This window comes from Clostridium sp. OM05-9, from assembly GCF_003481465.1.
Lineage (GTDB): Bacteria > Bacillota > Clostridia > Lachnospirales > Lachnospiraceae > Coprococcus > Coprococcus ammoniilyticus.
This window is the reverse complement of the sequence record NZ_QULF01000006.1, coordinates 210,717-236,016: the sequence shown is the minus strand read 5'-3', so window position 1 is coordinate 236,016 and position 25,300 is coordinate 210,717. Positions and strand designations below refer to the sequence as shown.

Annotated in this window: 16 protein-coding genes; 11 read left to right on the top strand and 5 right to left on the bottom strand. The window is 42.7% G+C overall.

Annotation, left to right across the window (positions count from 1 at the left end; all coding sequences use genetic code 11):
- The first annotated feature begins 4 nt into the window (after positions 1-4).
- Positions 5-1,456, top strand: coding sequence for an IMP dehydrogenase (gene guaB, locus DXB77_RS11435; RefSeq protein ID WP_008401827.1), 1,452 nt, complete (start codon positions 5-7; stop codon positions 1,454-1,456).
- Between the two features lie 182 nt (positions 1,457-1,638).
- Complete coding sequence (locus tag DXB77_RS11430; protein WP_243100180.1) at positions 1,639-2,580, top strand: tRNA-dihydrouridine synthase family protein; 942 nt, start codon at positions 1,639-1,641, stop codon at positions 2,578-2,580.
- 179 nt (positions 2,581-2,759) lie between these two features.
- Here the strand turns inward: DXB77_RS11430 and DXB77_RS11425 are convergent, their stop codons facing one another.
- Positions 2,760-4,148: a TrpB-like pyridoxal phosphate-dependent enzyme gene (locus tag DXB77_RS11425; RefSeq protein WP_117785490.1), complete on the bottom strand. Its 1,389-nt coding sequence runs from the start codon at positions 4,146-4,148 to the stop codon at positions 2,760-2,762.
- 959 nt (positions 4,149-5,107) lie between these two features.
- Between DXB77_RS11425 and aspS the strand changes: the two genes are divergently transcribed.
- The 3 genes from aspS to DXB77_RS11410 all read left to right on the top strand — a co-directional run bounded on the left by aspS (position 5,108) and on the right by DXB77_RS11410 (position 8,411).
- Complete coding sequence (aspS, locus tag DXB77_RS11420; protein ID WP_021943673.1) at positions 5,108-6,859, top strand: aspartate--tRNA ligase; 1,752 nt, start codon at positions 5,108-5,110, stop codon at positions 6,857-6,859.
- 91 nt (positions 6,860-6,950) lie between these two features.
- Entirely contained in the window at positions 6,951-7,793 is an 843-nt protein-coding gene (locus DXB77_RS11415; RefSeq protein ID WP_118663258.1) for a pyridoxamine kinase, read from the top strand.
- Positions 7,794-7,808: 15 nt separating this feature from the next.
- Positions 7,809-8,411 (top strand): TIGR04100 family radical SAM protein, encoded by a 603-nt coding sequence (locus tag DXB77_RS11410; protein WP_117785488.1) that lies wholly within the window; start codon positions 7,809-7,811, stop codon positions 8,409-8,411.
- Between the two features lie 129 nt (positions 8,412-8,540).
- On the opposite strand, the gene typA is transcribed toward DXB77_RS11410, so the two are convergent.
- Positions 8,541-10,379 carry a translational GTPase TypA gene (gene typA / locus DXB77_RS11405; protein ID WP_117821949.1) on the bottom strand — a complete coding sequence of 613 codons (1,839 nt, stop codon included), beginning with the start codon at positions 10,377-10,379 and terminating at the stop codon, positions 8,541-8,543.
- Positions 10,380-10,594: 215 nt separating this feature from the next.
- On the opposite strand from typA, the gene DXB77_RS11400 reads away from it, so the two are divergent.
- The gene (locus tag DXB77_RS11400) at positions 10,595-11,902 is read left to right on the top strand and encodes a Na+/H+ antiporter NhaC family protein (RefSeq protein WP_118663256.1); all 1,308 of its coding nucleotides are present in this window, start codon (positions 10,595-10,597) and stop codon (positions 11,900-11,902) included.
- A 98-nt stretch (positions 11,903-12,000) separates the two neighbouring features.
- Here the strand turns inward: DXB77_RS11400 and hslO are convergent, their stop codons facing one another.
- Complete coding sequence (hslO, locus tag DXB77_RS11395; protein ID WP_008401816.1) at positions 12,001-12,876, bottom strand: Hsp33 family molecular chaperone HslO; 876 nt, start codon at positions 12,874-12,876, stop codon at positions 12,001-12,003.
- 171 nt (positions 12,877-13,047) lie between these two features.
- Positions 13,048-13,821: a class I SAM-dependent methyltransferase gene (locus DXB77_RS11390; protein ID WP_118663254.1), complete on the bottom strand. Its 774-nt coding sequence runs from the start codon at positions 13,819-13,821 to the stop codon at positions 13,048-13,050.
- Between the two features lie 216 nt (positions 13,822-14,037).
- On the opposite strand from DXB77_RS11390, the gene DXB77_RS11385 reads away from it, so the two are divergent.
- The 3 genes from DXB77_RS11385 to DXB77_RS11375 all read left to right on the top strand — a co-directional run bounded on the left by DXB77_RS11385 (position 14,038) and on the right by DXB77_RS11375 (position 19,760).
- Positions 14,038-14,985: a magnesium transporter CorA family protein gene (locus DXB77_RS11385; RefSeq protein WP_118663252.1), complete on the top strand. Its 948-nt coding sequence runs from the start codon at positions 14,038-14,040 to the stop codon at positions 14,983-14,985.
- A 585-nt stretch (positions 14,986-15,570) separates the two neighbouring features.
- A complete protein-coding gene (locus DXB77_RS11380; protein ID WP_243100179.1) occupies positions 15,571-16,749 on the top strand; it encodes an exonuclease SbcCD subunit D in 1,179 nt (392 codons plus the stop codon).
- Between the two features lie 2 nt (positions 16,750-16,751).
- Positions 16,752-19,760, top strand: a complete 3,009-nt coding sequence (locus DXB77_RS11375; protein ID WP_118663250.1) for an SMC family ATPase — start codon at positions 16,752-16,754, stop codon at positions 19,758-19,760.
- Between the two features lie 69 nt (positions 19,761-19,829).
- Here DXB77_RS11375 and DXB77_RS11370 read toward each other — a convergent pair whose 3' ends face one another.
- Complete coding sequence (locus DXB77_RS11370) at positions 19,830-21,014, bottom strand: DUF4317 domain-containing protein (RefSeq protein WP_117785484.1); 1,185 nt, start codon at positions 21,012-21,014, stop codon at positions 19,830-19,832.
- A gap of 717 nt (positions 21,015-21,731) precedes the next feature.
- Between DXB77_RS11370 and DXB77_RS11365 the strand changes: the two genes are divergently transcribed.
- Both DXB77_RS11365 and DXB77_RS11360 read left to right on the top strand, forming a co-directional pair.
- On the top strand, positions 21,732-22,421 hold the full coding sequence (locus tag DXB77_RS11365; protein WP_117785483.1) for a response regulator transcription factor: 690 nt from the start codon (positions 21,732-21,734) through the stop codon (positions 22,419-22,421).
- Positions 22,422-22,459: 38 nt separating this feature from the next.
- The gene (locus tag DXB77_RS11360) at positions 22,460-25,171 is read left to right on the top strand and encodes a HAMP domain-containing sensor histidine kinase (RefSeq protein ID WP_118663248.1); all 2,712 of its coding nucleotides are present in this window, start codon (positions 22,460-22,462) and stop codon (positions 25,169-25,171) included.
- Positions 25,172-25,300: the final 129 nt, after the last annotated feature.

Below are 25,300 nucleotides of genomic sequence, written 5' to 3'. Positions count from 1 at the left end.
AAAAATGGGTAAGATCATAGGCGAAGGAATTACATTTGATGACGTATTATTAGTACCTGCATATTCTGAGGTGCTTCCAAATGACGTGGATTTAACAACTAACTTAACAAAGAAAATACAGCTTCAGATTCCTCTTATGAGTGCCGGTATGGATACCGTAACAGAGCACAGAATGGCTATCGCTATGGCTCGTCAGGGTGGTATCGGTGTTATTCACAAAAATATGTCAATCGAGGAGCAGGCAGAGGAAGTAGATAAGGTTAAGCGTTCTGAGAATGGTGTAATTTCTGACCCATTTTATTTATCTCCTGAGCATACACTTGCCGATGCAAATGCACTTATGGCAAAGTTCAGAATTTCAGGTGTGCCTATCACAGAGGATGGCAAATTAGTCGGTATCATTACAAACCGTGACCTGATGTTTGAAGAAGATTATTCCAAGAAGATCAGCGAGTCAATGACTTCAGAAGGTCTGATCACAGCAAAGGAAGGCATTACATTACCGGAAGCAAAGAAGATTCTTGCAAAGGCTCGCAAAGAAAAGCTTCCGATCGTTGACGATGATTTCAGATTAAAAGGACTTATCACAATTAAGGATATTGAAAAGACGATCAAATATCCACATTCTGCTAAGGATCCACAGGGAAGACTTCTCTGTGCAGCAGCCGTTGGATGTACAGCAAATATTCTGGATCGTGTTGCTGAACTTGTATCAGCAAAGGTTGATGCGATCGTTATTGATACAGCACATGGACATTCAGCAAACGTACTTCGTACTTTCAAGATGGTAAAGGAGAAGTATCCGGATCTTCAGGTTATCGCCGGTAACGTAGCTACTAAGGCCGGTACACAGGCAATGATCGATATGGGCGTAGATGCAGTTAAGATCGGTATCGGACCTGGTTCTATCTGTACAACCCGTGTTGTTGCAGGTATCGGTGTACCACAGATCACAGCTATTATGGAAGCATATGATGCAGCTATGAATGCAGGTATTCCTGTTATCGCTGATGGTGGTATCAAGTACTCAGGAGATATCACAAAGGCAATTGCAGCAGGTGCAAATGTATGTATGATGGGTAGCTTATTTGCAGGTACAGATGAAGCTCCTGGTGACTTCGAATTATATCAGGGACGTAAGTACAAGGTATACAGAGGTATGGGTTCTATCGCAGCTATGGAGAATGGAAGCAAGGACAGATACTTCCAGGAGAATGCAAAGAAGCTTGTTCCGGAAGGTGTAGAAGGACGTGTTGCATACAAGGGTTCTGTTGAAGATACTGTATTCCAGTTGATCGGCGGACTTCGTTCCGGTATGGGATACTGTGGTGCTCACAATATTCCTGAATTACATGAGAAAGCAGAGTTTGTTAAGATCTCAGCAGCATCATTAAAAGAGAGTCATCCACATGATATTCATATCACAAAGGAAGCTCCAAACTACAGCGTAGAGTAATAAAAGTATTTAATAGAAATATAAGTTAGAATATAGCCGGTGAGAATATGCAGATAACATATATCACTGGCTATATTTGAGTACTGAGTTTGGCGACTGCTGTGATGACATAAAAGTATAAGAAGTCTGTGTCTGCGATTATCATGATGACATATGTTTTAATAATTGGAAGGAGAATTAAGATGCTCTATCTGGCACCTTTAGAGGGGATAACCGGATATATATACAGAAATGCATACCAGAAATATTTTGGAGGAATCGATCGGTATTTTACGCCTTTTATAGCTCCTGCAAAGGGGAAACCATTCAGACATCGTGAGCTGGCGGATGTTCGCCCTGAACATAATACGGGCATAATGGTGATCCCACAGATTCTGACGAATCATTCAGAAGGCTTTATAAAAGCGGCAAAAGCTTTAACTGATATGGGATATGATGAGATCAATATAAACATGGGTTGTCCTTCCGGTACGGTTGTTTCAAAAGGAAAAGGTTCAGGGATGTTGGCAGATCCCACAAAGCTGGACCATTTCCTTGAGGAGATATTTGCAGCCGATATCTGCAAAATATCGGTAAAGACCAGACTGGGAATGGAATTTGCAGATGAATTCCCGGATATACTGGATGTATTAATGAAATATCCATTTACCGAAGTGATCATTCATCCAAGAACCAGAGAAGATTATTATGGTGGCAGCGTAGATCTTGCTATGTTCGATCTGGCAGTAGAACGATACGGAGAGCAGACAGAAAGTGTCCTTTGCTATAATGGTGATATTACCGATGCAGCCGGCTATAAAAATATTCAGAAACGATATCCACAGGTTGATAAGATCATGATCGGACGTGGAATCATAGGAAATCCGTTTCTTCCACAGGAGATTGCAGAACAGAGGTGCTGCTATAACGCAGGAATCCTTCTGGCATTCCACGATGAACTGTTTGCCGGTTATATGGAAGCAGGGCTTGGGGCGAGAAATGTCATGTTTAAGATGAAAGAGTTGTGGTCGTTTATGGAATGTCTTTTTGAAGCTCCCGACCAGCAGAAGATATTAAAAAAGATCCGCAAAGCCAACGATCCGGATACCTACAACACCGAAGTCCGGAAGCTGTTGCAAACATAGCCTATAAGTTGAATACTAGAAAAAGGAAGCTGACAATACTATTATGGAGCAAGCCTTTTCGAATGTCGATACTTAGTGAGCCACGAAGTGGAGAACTTTAGTACCGCTACATGAGAAATAGAGCGAAAGCGTCTTGCGTAATAATATGTATTGTCAGCTTCCTTTTTTATAGGGGAAGTTTAGAACTCATTTCCGGGAAAATGAGGGATTCCGTCAAAACCTGCCTTCAGATCGTCGTCGGTAGGAATATAATCGCTCATCTCACCATCGTTATATTTGCCGTAAGCCACCATATCAAAGTATCCGGTTCCGGTCAGACCAAAGACGATCGTCTTTTCTTCCCCGGTTTCTTTACATTTCAGTGCCTCGTCGATAGCAACACGGATCGCGTGGCTACTTTCAGGAGCAGGAAGAATACCTTCCACTCTTGCAAATTGGGTTGCTGCTTCAAATACTGCTGTCTGTTCAACGCTTCTGGCTTCAATGATGCCATCATGATAGAGCTGGGATACAACCGGGCTCATACCGTGATAACGAAGTCCACCTGCATGGTTTGGTGAAGGGATGAATCCGCTTCCGAGGGTGTACATCTTTGCCAGTGGACATACCTTGCCGGTATCACAGAAATCATAGGCATAGACACCCCTTGTCAGACTTGGGCAGGATGCCGGTTCTACAGCGATGATCTGGTAGTTCTTCTCGCCACGGAGAACCTCGCCTGCAAATGGGGAGATCAGACCACCGAGGTTTGAACCGCCGCCGGCACATCCGATGATGATATCCGGTGTGATGTTATATTTGTCAAGTGCTGCTTTTGTTTCAAGACCGATAACAGTCTGGTGAAGTAATACCTGATTCAGTACACTTCCGAGTACATAACGATAGCCTTCCTGCTTGGACTCTGCTTCAACAGCTTCTGAGATGGCACAGCCAAGGCTTCCGGTTGTTCCAGGATGCTCAGCAAGGATCTTACGGCCAACCTCTGTTGTGGTACTAGGAGATGGAGTTACGGTTGCACCGTAGGTACGCATAACTTCACGACGGAATGGCTTCTGTTCATAGGAAACCTTAACCATATATACCTGACAGTCCAGACCAAAGTAGGAGCATGCCATAGAGAGGGCGGTTCCCCACTGACCGGCACCGGTCTCGGTTGTAACACCCTTTAAACCCTGCTGCTTAGCATAATAAGCCTGAGCGATAGCGGAGTTTAATTTGTGGCTGCCGCTTGTGTTGTTTCCTTCAAATTTGTAGTAGATCTTAGCTGGTGTCTGCAGTTTTTCTTCCAGACAGTATGCACGAACCAGTGGAGCAGGACGGTACATTTTATAGAAGTCCTGAATTTCCTGTGGAATCGGGATGTATGGAGTGGTGTCATCCAGCTCCTGCGCGATCAGTTCGTCACAGAATACAGGACGAAGATCATCGGCTGTCATTGGCTGAAGTGTTCCCGGATTTAACAGAGGTGCCGGCTTGTTCTTCATATCGGCACGTACGTTATACCACTCTTTTGGAATCTCGTTTTCACTTAAATAGATTTTGTAAGGAATGTTTGCATCTTTTTTCATAATCATAACCCTCCAATGCTTGATTCATTTGTATAAATAGTTTCAGTTATCCCGGTTATTTTTGATGGGATATATAAATATGTTCCGGGGAATTTTATAATGTCATGCATTTTGCAAAATCATCCTCCTTGTGGGCAAAGAATTTTGCATGGATTTGTGATAGATATTAAGACATAAAAAAACTGCCCCAGTATAAAAATGCTGGGACAGGAGATTGTTCATTAGAAACTGTTTCCTGCGGTGCCACCCGGCTTGACGTATCAGATACGCCCGCTCATTGTCTGCAAATACATACATTACAGATATCTCGTTCTTAACGGAGTATCATCTCCGGCTTACATACAGAATGCATATACAAGAATCGTACCACATCGTTCAGCTTGCCCTCGGGAGTCCATTCCATCATGGAAAACATACTGCCTTCCACCGGCGGCAGCTCTCTGGGATGTTTGTCACATCATGTACTTACTCTCCTTCAACGGTTTAAAGCAATACTAGCATAATTGTTTTTATGTGGCAAGTATTTTTTTATGAATGGGGGTGTATTTTTAAGAAAAATCCGTTGACAAGCCATTTTCCCTGCTATATAATTGACACATTGAAAAGGCGAAGACGGAGAGAAGTAGTGCTTTTTATCGCTCACAGAGAGCCGGCGGTGGTGAGAATCCGGCAGAATGAATAAGCGTGAATAACACTCTAACAGCTGCAAGCTGAACCCGTGAAGACATTTGCAGAGATGACCGGAAAATGTGAGATGGTTGTTCTGAGAAATGGACCTCACAGCAGTAGGTGCGCCGCAATTGTGCGTGAAACAAGGAAAGGGACTGTCAGATAAGAGACAGTAAATCAGGTGGTACCGCGGATATGAATTATGTTCGTCCTGGATGCAGGGCAGGCATAGTTCTTTTTTTATGCAACCTGTGAAATATAAAAATCAGTCAAAGGAGATAATGCAGACAATGACCATTTCAAACATTTATCGTAACAGAACCTTAAATGAGATCAGCGAAGGCGACGTTGGCGCAGAGCTGAAGGTGGCAGGATGGATCGAGAACATCCGTGACCATGGTGGTGTATCCTTCATCGACCTGAGAGATATGTATGGTGTTCTTCAGGTAGTTATGAGAGACACTTCATTATTAGATGGACTTACAAAAGAGGATTGTGTATCCATATCAGGTGTGATCGAGCACAGAGATGAGGAGACATACAATCCAAAGATCCCGACAGGAACGATCGAACTGGAGGCACATTCCGTAGAAGTACTTGGAAGAGTATACAAGCAGGTTCCGTTTGAGATTATGACATCCAAGGAGACAAGAGAGGATGTCCGACTCAAATACAGATATCTGGATCTTAGAAATAAAAAAGTAAAGGATAATATGATCTTCCGTTCACAGGTGATCAGCTTCCTTCGTCAGAAGATGACAGAGATGGGATTCTTGGAGATCCAGACACCGATCCTGTGTGCGTCATCACCGGAAGGTGCAAGAGACTATATTGTTCCATCCAGAAAATTTAAAGGCAAGTTCTATGCTCTGCCACAGGCTCCACAGCAGTACAAGCAGCTTCTGATGGTTGCAGGATTTGACAAATATTTCCAGATCGCACCATGCTTCCGTGACGAGGATGCAAGAGCAGACCGTTCACCGGGTGAGTTCTATCAGCTCGATTTTGAGATGAGCTTTGCAACACAGGAAGATGTATTTAAAGTAGGAGAGGAAGTTCTCTCAGCAACATTTGAGAAATTCGCACCGGAAGGCTCTGTTGTAACACAGGCTCCTTATCCGATCATCAGCTATAAGCAGGCAATGTTAGAATTCGGTACGGATAAGCCGGATCTTCGTAATCCGCTTCGTATCATCGATCTGACAGATTTCTTCCAGAGATGTACATTTAAGCCATTCCATGGCAAGACTGTACGTGCGATCAATGTACCGAAGAAACTGTCAAAGGGACAGCATGAGAAGCTCTTAAAGTATGCTCAGTCTATCGGTATGGGAGGTCTTGGATATCTGGAAGTCCTGGACGATATGACATACAAGGGACCGATCGATAAGTTCATTCCGGATGATATGAAGAGCGAGATCGCAGAGCTTGCAAATCTGAAAGCAGGAGATACTATCTTCTTCATTGCCGATGTAGAAGAACTGGCAGCTTCCTTTGCAGGACAGCTTCGTAATGAGATCGGTGCAAGACTTGATATGATCGAGAAGAATGCATACAGATTCTGCTATATTAACGATTTCCCTATGTACGAGTACGATAAAGAAACAAAGAAGATCATCTTTACACATAATCCGTTCTCCATGCCACAGGGTGGTCTGGAAGCTTTAAATGAGAAGAATCCGTTAGATGTTCTCGCATACCAGTATGATATCGTATGTAATGGTATCGAGCTTTCATCCGGTGCTGTCAGAAATCACGACATGCAGATCATGGTAAAAGCATTTGAGATCGCAGGATACACAGAAGAAGATCTGAAGACAAAGTTTGGAGCACTTTACAATGCATTCCAGTTCGGTGCACCACCACATGCCGGTATGGCTCCCGGTGTTGATCGTATGATCATGCTCCTTCGTAATGAAGAAAATATTCGTGAGATCATTCCGTTCCCTATGAACGGAAATGCACAGGATCTGATGTGTGGCGCTCCTGGTGAGGTTACAGAGCAGCAGCTCCGTGAGGTTCATATCAAGGTAAGACAGTAACAGAGAAAATCAGGTATTTATGTATAGATTACCGGATAGAAGATTATTTTGATATACACCCAAGATTTTATGTTAGAAAGGTGCATAAGATATGCAGGGCTCGCATAATAACCAGAAAAAGATAGCAGTTATAAATGATTACTCAGGATTTGGACGCTGCTCTATAGCAGTAGCAATGCCGATCATTTCTGTAATGAAGGTTCAGTGCTGTCCGGTTCCAACGTCGATTTTTTCCAATCATACGGGGTTTGACAGCTTCTATTATGAAGATTTTACAGATCATATGCAGAGGTATATCGATGAATGGAAGAAGCTGGATCTGCAGTTTTCCGGTGTCTGTACCGGATTCCTGGGTTCCAGTGAACAGATCAGTATAGTGGAACGGTTCCTTACGGATTTTAAAAGACCGGAGACAAAGGTGATCGTGGATCCGGTAATGGGTGACTATGGCAAACCATATCCGACCTATACAGACGAACTGTGCCAGCAGATGAAAAAGCTGGTGCGGTTTGCTGATATCCTTACTCCAAATACCACAGAGGCATGTGTTCTGACGGATACACCATATAAGGATGACTGGCATATGGATGAACTGAAAGCTATGGCGGAGAAGCTGGCAGCACAGTCAGAGAGCAGACAGGCAAAAGTTGTGATAACAGGAATCAGGCGGGGAAGCTTCCTTGCTAACTTCTGCTATGAAAATGGAAAAGTAACCGTTGTGAAGACGAAGAAGATTGGAGAGTCGCGCTCCGGTACCGGAGATGTCTTTTCGGCGATTCTTGCGGCGGATGCCGTAAATAATGTAGATTTTACAGAATCAGTTAAGAAGGCAAGTGTATTTATTAAAGAATGTATCAAACGTTCCGTTGAGATGGAGCTTCCATTGACCGATGGAGTGTGTTTTGAGGAATGTCTGTACAAGCTTGCCAGATAACAGGAGGCGAATAGTATGGAGATATTATATAAAGTTCATAATAATCTGTATGTAAATCTGACAAATAAATGCCCATGTGCATGTACATTCTGTCTCAGACAGAACATGGATCATGTTGGTGAATCAAAGAGTCTGTGGTTAGAGCGGGAACCATCAGCAGAAGAAGTGATTGCTGAATTTGCAAAATTCGATATGAGCCGGTTTAATGAGGTTGTGTTCTGTGGATTTGGAGAACCGACGGAAGCCTTTGAGGTGTTGAAGAAGGTTGCGGCATTTGTAAAGGAGACTTATCATATGCCGATACGTTTGAATACGAATGGGCTGGGAAATCTTGTAAATGGCAGAGATATCACACCGGAGATGGAAGGCCTGATCGACACGGTATCGATCAGCTTGAATACGCCGAATGCAGATCGGTATCATGAACTGGTCAGAAGTAAGTTTGGAGATAAATCCTTTGATGCGATGCTTGACTTTGCAAGAAGTTCTACAAAGTATGTACCAAATGTAGTTATGACGACTGTAGATACCACGATTACAAAAGAGGAAGAGGAAGAATGCCGGAGAATCTGTGATTCGATCGGTGCAAAATACAGAATCCGCCCATGGGAGGATTAATAAATCTGATAAGAAAAGCTCTGTATGAAAATACAGGGCTTTTCTTGTTATCCTACAAATAAAAGACCGCAGGTAGCGATCAGGCTGCCTGCGGTCTTACTGTAATATTTATTATTATAACATAAATGCTTATTTATTTCCGGCATCTCTCTTGGCACGGAAACGAAGTGTAGGATCAAGGATCTTCTTACGGATACGGAAGCTCTTAGGAGTGATCTCAAGAAGCTCATCTGTATCGATGAAGTCAAGTGCCTGCTCCAGACTGAGTACCTTAGGAGGTGTCAGCTTTAATGCATCATCAGCACCGGAAGAACGGGTGTTGGTCAACTGTTTCTTCTTGCAGACATTTACTTCGATATCATCGGTACGTCCATTTTCACCGATAACCATTCCGGCATATACAGGTTCACCTGGTCCGATGAACAGTGTACCTCTTTCCTGTGCATTGAACAGACCATAAGTGATAGAAGTACCGGTCTCGTATGCGATCAGAGAACCCTGTGAACGATAGTTCATATCACCCTTATATGGGAGATATTCATCAAAGATCGTATTGATAACACCATTTCCCTTTGTAGCGGTCATGAAGTCACCACGGAAACCGATCAGTCCACGGGAAGGTACAAGGAACTCCAGTCTGGTTGTACCGTTTCCGGTAGGAGCCATACCCTGAAGCTCACCCTTTCTGGAATTTAACATATTAATAACTGTTCCGGTAAATTCATCCGGAACATCGATATATGCAATCTCAAATGGTTCAAGCTTCTTACCGCGTTCGTCTGTCTTATAGATAACTTCGGCTTTACTGACTGCAAATTCATATCCTTCACGTCTCATGTTCTCGATCAGGACGGATAAGTGAAGTTCGCCACGACCGGATACCTTGAAAGCTTCTGTTGTCTCTGTTTCTTCTACACGGAGACTGACATCTGTATTTAATTCACGGAACAATCTGTCGCGTAAATGTCTGGAGGTTACAAACTTTCCTTCCTTACCGGCGAAAGGAGAATCATTTACCATGAATGTCATGGAAATAGTTGGCTCTGAAATTTTCTGGAATGGGATTGGTTCCGGATTTTCAGGAGAACAGATCGTATCACCGATATTAACATCTGCAATACCGGAGATGGCTACGATCGATCCGATGTCTGCTTCATTTACTTCTACTTTATTCAGACCCTCGTAAACATAGAGCTTACCGATCTTAACCTTTAACATTCTGTCAGGGTCATGTTCATTTACAATAACAACAGGCTCATTTACAACGACCTTACCGTTGTCAACCTTGCCAACACCGATACGGCCTACATATTCATTGTAGTCGATCGTGCTGATCAGAACCTGTGTACCTGCATCCGGATCACCGGTAGGAGCAGGAATATAATCAACGATGGTATCAAACAGTGGCTTCATATCTGTACCCGGTTCATCTGGATCAAGAGAAGCAACACCTGTCTTTGCTGATGCAAATACAAATGGGCAGTCAAGCTGATCGTCATTTGCATCCAATTCGATCAGAAGCTCAAGAACTTCATCTACAACCTCTTTAGGACGAGCTTCAGGACGGTCACATTTATTTACACATACAATAACACTGAGGTTCAGCTCCAGCGCTTTCTTCAGAACGAATTTGGTCTGTGGCATGGCACCTTCGAAAGCATCAACAACAAGAATAACACCATTTACCATCTTCAGGACACGTTCTACTTCACCGCCGAAATCAGCATGTCCCGGAGTGTCGATAATGTTGATCTTTGTCTTACCATAACGGACGGCAGTGTTCTTGGAAAGAATCGTGATACCACGTTCACGTTCAATATCATTTGAGTCCATGACACGCTCGGTAACTTCCTGATTATCACGGAATACACCACTCTGTTTCAAAAGTTCATCCACTAATGTTGTTTTGCCATGGTCAACATGGGCAATAATCGCAACATTTCTGATATCATCTCTGGTAATCTTCATTTTTTTCACTCTTTCTTTATGATATTAAAATTACTTACAATACAACGTTTACCATTCTAGCATACGAAAAAAAGCATTTCAATGGAAATGATAGCCGAAAATTACACCAAAATATTCGGTAAAATGCGCCGAACTGTACAAAAATATGTTATTATTAGAAAGTATGACAGGCGGGAACGGTTCCTGCTAAATAAGTGATTTGGAGAGGTATTAAAATGAATGAGAAAAAGGGCAGAGCGATCGCACTGTTGCCGATCGGTGTATTTCTGTTATTGTATCTGGGACTTGGGATTATATTTGAATATGTGATGAAAATTCCGATGGGCTTTTATAATGTGCCTATCATCGTGGCATTTCTTGCAGCTATCCTGGTCGCATGTATCCAGAACCGGGAATTGGTATTTGATAAGAAGCTTGAGATTATGGCACAGGGAGTTGGGGATAAGAATATTATAACGATGCTGTTGATCTTCCTGGCAGCGGGTTCATTTGTCGGAGTAGTCGGAAGAAGCAGCGCAGAGAGCGTAGCATATTTTATGCTGACACTGATCCCGGCAAGATTTTCAGTAGCGGTTTTGTTTGTTGTTGCCTGCTTTGTATCAGTTGCTATGGGCACTTCGGTTGGAACGATCACATTGTTAACACCGATTGCTGTAGCAGTGTCGAGAGCGTCTGGCTTTGATATGGCATTTTGTGTTGCATCGGTTATGGGTGGAGCAATGTTTGGGGATAATCTTTCTTTTATCTCAGATACGACGATTGCGGCATGTAATGGACAGGGATGTGAGATGAAAGACAAATTCCGGGAGAATTTCTGGATCGCGTTTCCGGCAGCGGTTATAACGCTGATATTAATTCTTGTACTTTCATTTCAGACCGACATACAGGGTCAGGTCAGCCAGACTTATAATCTGGTGCAGATCATACCGTATGTTCTGGTGTTGATCGGTGGAATTATAGGGCTGAATGTATTTATCGTATTACTTACGGGAATTGTATCCGGAGCATTTATTATGCTGATATGGGGACATACTGCACCTGTTGATCTTCTGACAAATATGGGCTCCGGTGTTTCCGGAATGTTTGAAACCTGTATGGTAGCAATATTAGTAGCGGCGTTATGTGCACTGATCCGGGAATATGGCGGTTTCGATGCACTTCTCAGTTGGATACACAGGATCTTTCGCGGAAAGAAAGGCGGACAGCTCGGAATGGGGTTGTTAGTCGGAACAATGGATATTGCAACTGCAAACAATACGGTAGCGATTGTTATGGCAAATCCGATTGCTGGAGAAATGGCACAGGAATATGGAATCTCTCCGAAGAAGACTGCCTCTTTGCTTGATACCTTTTCCTGTATCTTTCAAGGAATAATCCCATATGGTGCGCAGATGTTAGTTGCAATTGCCGCGGTAGGAGAACTGGGTGATTCCATTTCTGCTTTTCAGATCATGCCGAAGCTTTTTTATCCGATGTTCTTGCTGCTGACATCACTCGTTACCATAATAAGAAGTGATAAATAATAGAGACAATTCAAAGAATATAGAAAACGCTGATCTGTTCACATTGCCAATAAACTTTTTGGTAGTATTCACATAGGAACAGATCAGCGTTTTCTGTTTTATTTGCCAAGTAACATATTTTCCAGTTCTTCCGGTGAGAAGGTGTAAGACGAGTTGCAGAACTGGCAGTTTACCTCGATCGGCTTATTGTCTGCGAGCAGATTTGCGATCTCCTTTTTGCCAAGACTGATAACAGCCTGCGAGAAACGTTCCTTGCTGCAGTTGCAGTGCCACTTCGTAGGAATGGTATCGGTAACTTCTACATTATAGCCTTCAAAGATCTGCTTCACGATATCAAGCGGTTCCATACCCTGGTCGAGGAGAGCGGTAATGGATGTGAATTCACCCAGACGTTTTTCCAGATCAGAGATCAGTTCCTCGGATGCAAATGGCATAAGCTGAATGATAAAGCCACCGGCTTGTTTTACTGTGTTGTTCTTCTCCATCAGAACACCTAAAGCTACAGAAGTTGGAATCTGTTCTGAGGTTGCAAAATAATACGTCAGGTCTTCTGCAATCTCACCTGAAACAAGCTGGGTCTGACCGATATAAGGCTCTTTTAAACCGATATCCTTGATCACGGAGAGCACGCCCATATCAAGAGCTTTAGCGACATCCAGTTTTCCCTTATCATTTGCATGCAGGATAACCTCCGGATTGTTGACATAGCCTTTGACATTGCAGTGCGCATCAGCAGTCACTGTCAGTCCGCCGATCGGACCGCTGCACTGGATCTGGAGCGTCAGCAGATCGGAGTCGTTCTTACATGCAGCCCCCATCAATGCACCTGCAGTCAGCAGACGACCGAGGGCGGCAGTGGCAACCGGACTGGTATTGTGAATACTTCTTGCTGTTTCTACGATTTCCTTTGTGGTGCCGGCAAAGAAACGAACCTGTCCATCTGCCGCCATACCTCTGATAATATAATCACTCATATGTTATTCCTCGTTCTTTCTATATATAATGTAAAATATTGCACTTTTAAGGTGCCTTTTTAAAAATAATACCTGCATTTATAAAGTGCTGATTAATAACAAAATAATACTTGTATCTATAAAAGTAGTGCTTAATAATGAATTGATGACTAAAATCACTACGGCAGGAGATCAGATATATAATTTGCCTTCGTGATGTTTTTCTCTGGCTATCACATAGACACGTTCACTGTCATCGGTTGCTGGCGTGTGCGTAAATGCATCATACATGGCAAGAAGCTCCATACCTGCCTGTTCTACACAACGAATCATGTCCTCACAGGTCAGTCCGATCTGGTAATGGAATTCCTGTGTTTTTCGGTACAGGTCGTCATCCTCTTTCAGAAACAGGCTGAGTGCAAGCTCGTTGACATTCTGTTCCTCATCATAATAATTATCCCAGATGAAGCTGACATCATCCCGGTCCTCAGCAATCACTGAATCTGCAACGACATCCCGGAAATAGTGTTTGGTCTTAAAGTCACAGATAAAGATGCCATCTGCTTCCAGATAATTATTTGCAAGAGAAAAAACGGTAGTGATCTGGTCTGTATTTGACAGATAGTTGATACTGTCACAGACACAGACAATGGCATTTACTGTTCCATATAATTCAAAGGAACACATATCCTGCTGGAGATACATAATGGATGAGAAACCATTCGCAATCTTTTTTTCATTTGCAATCTCTAACATATCAGGAGATACATCAATTCCGATCATATCATAGCCAGCGGTGGCAAGTCCTTCCGTGATTGTTCCCGTTCCGCAGCCAAGCTCGGCAACCAGACCTTCGGTGATATTGTATTCATGGAGCAGGCTGGTGATATAAGATATCCATTCGTCATAAGGAATGTTATCCATCAGCTCATCGTATACCTGCGCGAAGCTTGTATAGGCATCCATAGAAAAACCTCATTTCATAAAATCTCAATGCCATCATTATATACATCTCAGAAAGGAAAAACAACCGTTTCTTTTGGAGCAGTTTTCTATTTGCTGCGGCAGACAGAATGTAAAAAATAAGGTTTGAGATTGAACATGGTGGGCTTTTGTGTTAATATAAATTCGGTTAGAAATCCTCATATGGAAGAAACCATATATGAAAGTGGGTAGTTTGGCATGATAAAGTTCTATAGAACAGATCATAAGGTTTTGTCAGAGATAACAGAATATGAAGACAATATGTGGGTTTGTATGACGAAACCTACAGTAGATGAGACCAAACTGATTGCAGAAGATTTTGAGATTGATCTGGCAGATGTCAGAGCTGCATTGGATGATGAGGAGAGCTCCCGTGTGGAGGTCGAAGATGGTTATACACTGATCCTTGTCGATATTCCGTCGATCGAGATGAGAAATGAACGCGAAGCATATACAACTATTCCTTTGGGTATTATCCTCGTAAAGGACATTCTGATCACGGTATGCGCGGAGGATACGCCTGTTCTGGATGCATTTATTGAGGCAAAGGTAAAGGAATTCAGTACAAAGAAACGGATGCGCTTCATGTACCAGATTTTATATAGAAACTGCATGACCTATCAGTATTATCTGCGAGTTATGGATCGCAGAAGAAATCTGATCGAGCAGCGGATCCAGGATGAGACAGAGGATACGGATTTGATCGATCTTCACGAACTGGAATCTAACCTTGTATACTTTGCAACATCACTTCGTGCAAACGGAGTTGTATTAGATAAGCTTGCAAGATACAGCAGTATCAAGCAGTACCCGGAGGATCAGGAGCTTCTGGATGATGTTATGGTCGAGAACAAACAGGCTATCGAGATGACCGGAATCTATCGAGATATCATAAGCGGTACAAGAGAACTGATGACGACGATCATTAATAACCGCTTGAACAATATCATGAAGTTCTTAGCGGCTATCACCATCGTAATGGCGATCCCGACGATCATATCCGGTATCTATGGAATGAACGTATCAGGTAAGTGGATGCCTCTCGCAGGAACCCCATACGGCTTCTACATTGTATGTGGCATCATTGTTCTGATCTGTATTATCATAGCCTTAATCCTCAAGAAAAAGAAAATGTTCAAGATGTAAAAATAAATCCGTCAAGCAAATAAGCAGCGTGTCTGTGTACAGACAACGCTGCTTATTTATTTGACGGATAAACACACATAAGCATGAAGGACGATAGTCCGGAATGCGCATGTGTGAAGCGATTTCGAAAGTTCGAAGAACGGAGAAATCGTATTATTTTTATAGGTAGAGGGAGGGTGACACATAAGCATGAAGGACGATAGTCCGGAATGCGCATGTGTGAAGCGATTTCGAAAGTTCGAAGAACGGAGAAATCGTATTATTTTTACAGGTAGAGGGGGGTGACACATAAGCATGAAGGATGATAGTCCGGAGTGCGCATGTGTGAAGCGATTTCGAAAGTTCGAAGAATGTTGACCCTCTTGCTTCATAATGCTAAACTTAACTTATTTAAAAACCAACATTCATTTCAGAGACAGAAAGTTTCTATCCTTAGAACTTATGGAACAAACCTGTTTGAATGCCGGTACTTAGCGATCTACGAAGTGGGAGCTTAGAACCGCTGCATGAAAACAGAGCGAGAGCGATTTGCGTAATAAGTTACTAAGGATAAAAACTTTCGTCCGGGGAACATGGAAAACATGTATGGGAAAGGAGATAACAACGATGAAGCTGTTTCATTTGTCGGATCTGCACATTGGCAAGATCGTAAATGGATATGAGATGTGGGAAGACCAACGCTATGTGTTTGACCAGATCCTTGCATATGTAAGAGAAGAACAGCCGGATGCCGTGATGATCGCAGGAGATATCTATGACAAAGCAGTTCCATCCGCAAAAGCAGTAACAGAATTTGATGAATTCCTGACTGAACTTGCAGACAGCGGAACGATCATCCTCATTATCAGTGGCAATCATGATTCGGCAGAACGTCTGGATTTTGCCAGCAGTATCATGAAAAAGCAGAATATATATATGAAAGGAACCTATGGGGGAGAAGCCATGAAGGTGACGATGCAGGATAAATGGGGAGATGTGAATTTTTATCTGATGCCATTTGTAAAGCCGGCAAACGTAAAAAATACATTATCGGATTTACCAGAAGAACCGGAGAAAGAGTCAGCAGCTTTAACATATACAGAAGCCATGCAGCAGGCGGTTTCAGCCATGCAAGTTGATCCGGGGAAAAGGAATGTACTGATCGCCCATCAGAACGTAACAAATAGTGGAGTGAACCGGCGGTCGGATTCGGAGACAATATCGATCGGTGGACTGGATAATATTGACCGTACGGTATTTGATATATTTGACTATGTGGCACTTGGACATCTTCATTCTCCACAGCAGATCGGAAAGTCGGAGATTCGGTATTGTGGCACACCGGTTATCTATTCTATGTCGGAAGCCGACGATCAGAAATCTGTCACAGTGGTAGAACTTGGAGAAAAAGGAAAGATTTCGATCCGTGAACTGCCCCTGCACCAGCTTCATGCATGGTACAATTTTACGGGTACACTTGATGAAGCCATGAGCCGGGAAGCAAATGAAGATTATGCGAGAATTGTGCTAACGGATAAGGAAACGATCATTGATGTTCAGGCGAGACTTCGGACCGTGTATAAGAACCTGATGTCAGTAGAATTCCAGATGGCAGATGGCAGCAGACCGGAACAGGAACGGACACTTGAGGACGTAAAGAATCTTGCACCTGATGAGGCATTTGCGGATTTCTATAACAGAAAGATGAAACGGGAGCTGTCCGATGAAAATGCAGTTTATATCAGACAGTTGATCCGGGATTATTATGAACAGAGACAGGGGTGAAGATGATGCGGCCACTGGTACTTACAATGGAAGCGTTTGGAACGTATATAGAAAAAACGGAGATTGACTTTCGAAAATTTGGGAAACAGGGACTTTTTCTGATATCGGGAGATACCGGATCGGGAAAGACAACGATATTTGACGGAATCATGTATGCCCTTTACGGAGAGACCAGCGCAGGAAGCGGGAAGAATAACACCGGACGAAACGGTGAAATGCTCCGAAGTGATTTTGCAGAGCCAAAGCAGCTTACCTATGTAGAGCTGTTATTTGAAAGCGGTGGTCATGAATATAAGGTCTGGCGAAGTCCAGCGTATGAGAGGCCGGGATACAAATCCATGAAGCAGGCAGAAGTGCGCTGGATGGAGGATGGACAGGAGACAGAGCTGAAAGCGGCAGATATTGATGGTAAGCGGACAGCAGGGGTGATCGGCAGGGTAAGAGAGGTGTTGGGACTTACGGCCGATCAGTTCCGACAGGTTGCGATGATCGCACAGGGAGATTTTAAGAAGCTGTTAGTTGCGGATACGAAGACCCGAAGCGATATCTTTAAGACGATATTTGATACGAAGATTTATGAATATATCCAGAACAGGATCGCACAGGACTGTAAAGAGGCAGAGGGGGTCTATACAGAGCTTGTTGCAAAGGTAGATCGTACGATAGAGGGAGTAGAGCTGCCGGATGAAACGGAGCTTTATAAAACAGGACTTCAGGACCTGCCGGAGCATCTGGAAAACCGTCATCTGGCATTTGATGATATTCTGGAAGAGCTGCACAGTCTGAATCAGATCGAAGAAAAGCAGGCGGAAGATCTGCATCATCAGATCGAGAGTTATACACAGACCAATAACCAATATGACAACTGGTATACAGCAATCGAGAAAAATAAGAGAATCATCGGTCAGACCTATGATGGCTATGTGGCACATCTCGATGCATACAGACAGGTGAAGCAGGAATTTGTCAGTGCAGAAGCACAGAATCATAGTATGGAAGCACAGTCTACAGAACCGCTTATGCTGAGACAGGCGGAGCTTCAGAAACAGGCAGATTCTTTTGTGCGGTTAAATGAGATGGAGAAAGAACTGCTGTTTGTGGAGCAGGTATGCCATCAGGCAGGAAAGAAAAGACAGGATATTCTTGAAACAAAGAAGAAACTTCAGAAGCAGACCGAGGAGCTGGAACAGATCGTGAATCCGGGTGACACTTCACAGGTGAAGCTTGAGATGGTTCAGACAGAAAAGAAACAGATTGCAGAACGTATGCAGCGGTTACAGGAGCTTGAAAAAGAATGTCTGGAGATTGATCATCTGGAAATTAAGAAACAGCAGATGGTGGTTGATAATCGGAGTGCATTTGAGAAGCGGAATCAGGCAAATGCGAATTACGAGGAAGCTATCAGAAATCGGAATGATCAGATCTGTGGAGAACTGGCAGCGAACCTACAGGAGGGAACACCGTGTCCGGTCTGTGGAAGTAAGACACATCCGGAAAAGGCACATTGTGACGGAGCTGTTGTAACAGAAGAAATGGTAAAGAAGCTCCGGGCTGCATTTGATCAGGCGGATGCTTCATTCAGACGAAAAGAAAATGAGCTTGGAAGCCTGAATGGTCGTCTGGAAGAAAAACGGAATCAGACAACAGCAGCGGTTATGGAGATGGCAGCCTTTACTATACCGGATCAGACGGTACAGGCTGATGTTCTGATAGATGAGGTCAGAAAACTGCATGTGATCTGGGAGAAAAGGACAGAGAAAACAGAAGCCAGACTGCGGACACTTGAGAAAGAGCACAGAAGTTATCAAGAACATAAAAGGCAGCTTGGCGAGCTTCGTTTGCAGATAAAAGAACTGGAAGAAACGGAAGTGCGGGTAACAGAGGAATATCAGGAGGCAGACCGGAGTTACACGGCAAAGCAGGCAGCCGCGGCACAGATGCGACAGGAGATCCGGGGGGATGAGTCGGATATCCTGAAGCAACTGCAACAGGTGAGAAATGAGATTGCCGAGGTGAACCGGAAGAAGACAGAGGCAAGAGATACTTATAATAAACTTGCAAAGGAACTCTCTGCACTGGAAACAAATCTGAAACGTGATGCAGAAGATCAGAATATGCAATACAGACAGGAATGGCAGTTGGAGAAAGATGTTCTTTCTGCACTTGAAACGGACAGCGGAGAAATGAACACATCTGTAAATGACGAAAGTGTGATACAGAAGCTTCTTGACAGCAATCAAGAAAATGATTTTGCAGATGAACAGGAACTGGAAAAGCAGGCAGGCAGCTACGGAGAATGTTATACACATTTCTGTACGGCATCAACGGTTCTGCTTGAACAGATATCCGGGCAGATAGAACGCACGATCCGGAAGAAAAACAGTGTTGCCATCAGGCATGATGCGATCGCGGAACGATTAGTTAAGAATAAGGCAGCATACAGCAAATTAAAGAAGGATTATGGGGCATATCTGAATATCTATAAGAGATACAGTAAGCTTCAGGATCTTTCACAGGCTGCACTTGGTAATTATAAGCTGGAAACCTATATACAGGAGGTCTATTTTGACCGCATTATAGACAGTGCGAATCACAGACTGCGCCAGATCGTATGCAACCAGTTTGAGCTGAAACGCGGACAGAAGACTGCAGGAAACAGAGGGCTTGATCTGTTTGTGCTGGATCATCGGACAGGAAAAGAAAGAGATGTCAAAACACTGTCCGGCGGGGAAGCATTTGTAGCATCTCTGTCTATGGCACTTGGACTTGCCGATATTGTATCTGCAAATGCGGCAGGTGTAAGAATTGATACATTATTTATCGATGAAGGCTTTGGCTCTCTGGATTCTGATATTCTGGAGCAGGCATTAAATGTACTGGCCGAGTTGTCCGAGTCCGATCATCTGGTTGGTATCATATCTCATGTGGAAGAGCTGAAGCATCGTATCGACCGCCAGATCCTGGTTACTAAGGATCATCAAGGCGGCAGTCATGTGGAGATACAGGTGTAAAAAAATATACCCCACTGATCATAGGAAGATATCTGCTTACAGGCATTTGTATGATCAGTGGGGCATTTTTTAATATTTTACAGGAATTCCGTTTACGGATACTTCATCTGTGATCTCGATTACGATACATTTTCGTCCGTCAATCTCACGGGTCTCTACGAGATCGGCGCGGTCAGGATTGACCTTGATCACAACCTCCGGAGTCTTTACCTCAAATGATTTTGTACTGGCGATATTATTTGCATAGAGCTGTACTTTTCCCGGAGCCGGTGCAGGCAGAGTCTCATCGGAGCCTTCGGCAACCGGATGCTGGTTCACAGAAGCAGCAGCGGCACGATCAAAGTTCGCATCAAAGGTCTGCATTTTTTCTTCGGATACTCCCGAGGTTTCCAGAAGATTCTTTAATGAATTTCTGGATAAGGTCAGTGGCTCCGGACTATCTTTTTGTTCCTCGATCATTTCATTCAGATTCTCATGGATATTCCGGATCACTTCATAATCACAGTCCATTCCGAGTGTATCGGTGATGATCGTCTGGAACGCCTCTTTCTGATTACCGGCAGTTACAGGCATTCCCGTTCCGAGAATATAGCGGATAAATTCTTCATGGATTTCCTCCGGCTTCTTCGTATAGTAGAGGACATTATGGATATCGGCTGTCCGGTCGATAAATGCAGGGAACAGGAAACCGATATCAGGAACATCCACGATCCAGTCACGGATACGGTTGTGGAAGGTGTTCTCCGAATCAAAATAACTAAGTCCTGCCTTTGACAGATTAACATGGCAGATACAGCACATGATGTATTCGTAGATCTCATCCGAGGCATCATCCATTGTCAGTCCGTCTGTGGTCTTTCCGGGTACGTCATATGTATCATGGATCAGCAGGATCAGATAGTTTCCGGTATAGTCATAATTCTCGATTACCTTATCATAGAACTGGTCGATCAGTTCATCATCCTCTAATTTGCTGTTGCGCAGCTTTAACAGAAATTCCTGCGTACCGCCGTCGAATTCCGAATCTGTGGGAAACGGCATCGTGATCAGATTCTTTCCGATCGAGCCGGACAAGTTCTTCTTAAAAATCTCAAAATATTTAAAAGCTTCCTCCTCCGGCAGAGAGAGAAACGCTTCCTTCATTGTCGCAATTTTACGTCTGTCACCATCCACATAGCAGCCACAGATCTTATCAATCGAACAGGTAGCCTGCGCAAACTGATGCCGGATTTCCAGAACCTCTTTCTTTGTCATATGTATCAAACTCCTTTATAAAAAACTTTAATAGTGCATTATGTGTTTTATGCATTCTATGCATTTGAAAAATCTTAAATAAGCCTAATAAGTGTATCACCTAAAAAAAACAAAGACAAGAATTGACATCTATAACTTTTAATATTTTACAAAGTTAGCAATTAAATTATGATTGGAAAAAGAAGAATCTATTTAATAGACAGGAGACAGATAGAAAGCAGCAAATATATATTTTATAAAGAAAAATGTTTTAAAGATAGTATATTAAAAATGAAAGAGATATTACTATTATGTAGTAAGCCTTATCCACTCTGTGTAACTTCGAACTAACCTCGGCAAGCCTCGCTAAGGTCTCAGTTACTCGCCTCGGTACTTAGACAGCGTATTTTGCTGTCTTATGTACCGCTGCATCGAGGATACGAGCGGAAGCGTCTTACGAAATAATATGCAATAATCTCTTTTATTTTAATTCATGGACATATCAAACATTTTTCGTAATAAGATATATATTTGCTGCTTTCTATCGTTCCCACATCTTAATAAATCTTAAGAATATCCCAAATTGTATCTTAATGGTAGAAAGCCTTACAATGATACCGTCAAAGAAAGATATGGAAAATATCAGCGGTTTGCTGTATCCTAAAAAGGAATGCGTGGTGCGCACACGTACCCCATAAGATACAGACAACGATCATATTTTCAGACGAGGAGAGAAAAATGTATAATATATTAATTTGCGATGATGAGAAAGATATCGTATCAGCTTTAAAGATTTACCTGAAAACATCCGGCTACAATATTTATGAAGCTTACAACGGAAAAGAAGCGTTAGAGCAGATCAAAGAGCATGACATCCATTTGGTGTTAATGGATATCATGATGCCGGAGATGGATGGGATCACAGCGATGTTAAAGATCCGCGAGGAGACGAATCTGCCGGTTATCCTTCTGACCGCAAAGAGTGAAGATACAGATAAGATCCTTGGACTGGAGGTTGGAGCAGATGATTACATTACCAAGCCGTTTAATCCGGTAGAGGTGATCGCCAGAGTGAAATCGCAGCTTCGAAGATATATGCAGCTTGGAAGCGGACAGATCAAGAAAGATGCGATCGTGATCGGGGGAATTGAGTTGAATGATAATTCCAAACAGGTTACGGTCGATGGCGAACTGGTCAGTCTGACACCGACAGAATATGATATTTTAAGACTTCTGATGGAACATCCGGGACAGGTATTTTCACCGAGAGATATTTACAAGGAAGTCTGGAAAGAAACACCGCTTGGAGCCGAAGGTTCGGTAGCTGTCCATATCCGTCATTTGCGTGAAAAGATAGAGATCAATCCCGGAGAACCAAGATATATCAAGGTGATCTGGGGCAGAGGTTATAAGATGGAATATCAGTAAACCTCTATACAGTCTGACAGGAATGGAGAATGTGAAACATGAATAAGTTAAAAAATAACAATCCCTTTAAATTACTGATCTATACGTTATTTTTTATCACCTGCAGCGTTGGATTTATATTGGGTTATGTACTGCTTGATATGTATGAAGCCGGAATCTTTCAGGGCAGATCGGAATCGGAGCTGCGGGCAGAGCTGGAAGCGGATTATCAGAGCGAGATGTTGACTAACTGTATGAATCGTGGTGCCGAGTATGTTAGAAATACTCTGGATATCAGTTACAGTGATGATGAATGGGGAGACTATGAATACGATCCCGATGCTTTGCAGAAAAAGGATATGAATCATGATAATGTTGTCGATGCAAGTGATTTTCTGATGCTGTTATCGGAAAAGGAAAATGCATTTAATAAATATGATCGTACCTATGAAGAGGATTTGGAGAAAACATATGGATATGCGAAAACAGATCTGTATGTGGGTGTTGGTGATGATTGGGATTCTTCAAAAACGGGTGAATCTAATTCCGTTATGTTGGCACAGACAGATAATTTGCCGGAAAAAGCATTAGTATATGGAGTTTTAGGAGAGAAAGCAGTTGTCAGTACAACGATCGGTATTCCTACCGGAAAGATCCTGAGCTATGATACCTATAAGGAAGCACAGAGTATCGGTGTGGAAAAAGAAGGAAACAATTATGATTATGTTAACCTGCGTATGCCGGATGAAGCAGCTCTTTCCAGGTCAGAGGTGTCTGATGATTATGGAATTGATCTGAGTGATCTGGAGGAATATACCACAGATGCGGAAGCAGAGACGGAAGCCGAAACCAAGAATTCAGGAATATCGGAAGAGTCTGCAACATCAGAAGATTCCACAACAATGGAGGAGGAAATAGAGAGCTCCGGTTCATACAGCACGCCGGAGGGAGTAACTATTTCCTATAACGGTGATCAGATAACGATCACAGCAAACGGAAAGACAAAGCAGTATGAGTATGATGCGGAGAATGATATGTATTATCCGATCATAAAAGATGGATATACCGTAATCGTTGGCAATTATGCAGGAGACGATATTACGATATATGCTTCCGGTAATTTATATATCGACGGCACATCTGACGTTTCTTCACGTATGAATAAGAGCCTACAGGCGATCAGCAAGGCTGCTTCGGGAAAGAACAGAATCCTGCTCTTCTTTGGACTTGATTTTGTTTTGTGTATCATATTCATGATCACAAGTATGGTATTATCCGGTAAAGACGGTGTTGTAAGAAAAACAGAAAAGGTTCCGGTTGAAATTATATTGGCTGGAATAGTCGTTTTGATAAGTCTGTTGATTGCTTTTGCACAGAATATATGTTATTCCTTATCATATGCTTATTATAGTTACAGCGATACAGACCGGCTTCATTATTTTATTGATAGCAGTATTACAGGACATGATATTGAGACTATTGTATGTCTGATCGGTTTGGGTTGTATCTGTACGGTCGGACTTTTACTGATCAATAATCTGATCGCAAGAGTCAAACAGTCGAATCTGCTTAATACATCATGGATTGTCAGACTGGGTCGCAAACTATTTGGAAAATCGGGAAAGATAACCGCATTTTTCCGGTATGTATTCAGCAGGGTTCCATTTATAATAAAAGCGATCCTGTTGTATATCGTAATTACGATCGTTGAAATTATAGTGGCATTGCTTGTTACTAATGCTGTATATATAGATGAAGCAGGATTTATTGTATTAATGCTGCTGAAGATCATCTGTGCAATTGCCTATATGGGATTTGTCTGTATGATGCAGGAGCTTTTCATGGGTGGAGACAAGCTTGCAAAGGGCGAGTACGGTCACAAGGTAAATACAAGATTCATGTTTGGAAAGTTCAAAGAACATGGCGAGAATCTGAATCATATCAATGAAGGTGTCCAGCTTGCGGTAGATGACCGGATGAAAAGTGAACGGATGAAGACGGAGCTTATCACGAATGTATCGCATGATATCAAGACACCGCTTACTTCTATTATTAACTATGTCGATCTGCTTCAGAAGGAGGATATCGAAAAAGAACCTGAGGCTTCTTATATAGAAGTAATAGCAAGGCAGTCAGCAAGGTTAAAAAAACTGATCGTGGATCTTGTGGATGCTTCTAAGGCATCGACCGGAAATGTAAAGGTAGAGCTTGTAAACATGGATGCGAATATGATCGCAGAACAGGCATCCGGTGAATATATTGACAAATTGATGCAGAAGAATATCACGCTGGTAACGAATCTCGCAAAGGATCGTGCAGGGATCGAAGCAGATGGCAGACACCTCTGGAGAGTATTTGATAATCTGTTAAATAATGCATTCAAATATACGATGCCGGGGACTCGGTTATATGTAAATACTTATATAACCGATGAAGATGGAAACGTGATCCGTGATCTTACAAAGAGCATCAAAGAACCTGCGAAGGTATGTATAGAGTTCAAGAACATATCAGAAGCGCCGCTGAATATTTCAAGTGATGAACTGATGGAACGCTTTGTAAGAGGTGACAGTTCCAGAAATACAGAGGGAAGCGGACTCGGCTTATCCATTACAAGAAGCTTGTGTCAGCTTCAACATGCGGATTTTAACATCGTGATCGATGGAGATCTGTTTAAGGCTGTGATTACATTTGCATACTGTAAAGAACCACAGGAAGATCAGAATGTGGATCAGACAGAAGCCGCAGAAGCCATAGATATTGAACAGTAGTCACCGGGATTCGAAAAAAACAGTTATTTGTTCACAAAATATATAAATAATTATTGACAACTAACGAATGTTAGAATATACTAACCAACATAAGAACGTAGTAGTTATATTTATTGATATAAAAATGGA

Excerpts from the sequence above, each read along its gene's own strand:
- guaB (WP_008401827.1), top strand. The coding sequence starts at position 5 with ATGGGTAAGATCATAGGCGAAGGAATTACATTTGATGACGTATTATTA.
- DXB77_RS11390 (WP_118663254.1), bottom strand. The coding sequence starts at position 13,821 with ATGGATGCCTATACAAGCTTCGCGCAGGTATACGATGAGCTGATGGAT.
- DXB77_RS11400 (WP_118663256.1), top strand. The coding sequence starts at position 10,595 with ATGAATGAGAAAAAGGGCAGAGCGATCGCACTGTTGCCGATCGGTGTA.
- DXB77_RS11425 (WP_117785490.1), bottom strand. The coding sequence starts at position 4,148 with ATGAAAAAAGATGCAAACATTCCTTACAAAATCTATTTAAGTGAAAAC.
- DXB77_RS11385 (WP_118663252.1), top strand. The coding sequence starts at position 14,038 with ATGATAAAGTTCTATAGAACAGATCATAAGGTTTTGTCAGAGATAACA.
- aspS (WP_021943673.1), top strand. The coding sequence starts at position 5,108 with ATGACCATTTCAAACATTTATCGTAACAGAACCTTAAATGAGATCAGC.
- typA (WP_117821949.1), bottom strand. The coding sequence starts at position 10,379 with ATGAAGATTACCAGAGATGATATCAGAAATGTTGCGATTATTGCCCAT.
- DXB77_RS11370 (WP_117785484.1), bottom strand. The coding sequence starts at position 21,014 with ATGACAAAGAAAGAGGTTCTGGAAATCCGGCATCAGTTTGCGCAGGCT.
- DXB77_RS11430 (WP_243100180.1), top strand. The coding sequence starts at position 1,639 with ATGCTCTATCTGGCACCTTTAGAGGGGATAACCGGATATATATACAGA.
- hslO (WP_008401816.1), bottom strand. The coding sequence starts at position 12,876 with ATGAGTGATTATATTATCAGAGGTATGGCGGCAGATGGACAGGTTCGT.
- DXB77_RS11365 (WP_117785483.1), top strand. The coding sequence starts at position 21,732 with ATGTATAATATATTAATTTGCGATGATGAGAAAGATATCGTATCAGCT.
- DXB77_RS11375 (WP_118663250.1), top strand. The coding sequence starts at position 16,752 with ATGATGCGGCCACTGGTACTTACAATGGAAGCGTTTGGAACGTATATA.
- DXB77_RS11415 (WP_118663258.1), top strand. The coding sequence starts at position 6,951 with ATGCAGGGCTCGCATAATAACCAGAAAAAGATAGCAGTTATAAATGAT.
- DXB77_RS11360 (WP_118663248.1), top strand. The coding sequence starts at position 22,460 with ATGAATAAGTTAAAAAATAACAATCCCTTTAAATTACTGATCTATACG.
- DXB77_RS11410 (WP_117785488.1), top strand. The coding sequence starts at position 7,809 with ATGGAGATATTATATAAAGTTCATAATAATCTGTATGTAAATCTGACA.
- DXB77_RS11380 (WP_243100179.1), top strand. The coding sequence starts at position 15,571 with ATGGGAAAGGAGATAACAACGATGAAGCTGTTTCATTTGTCGGATCTG.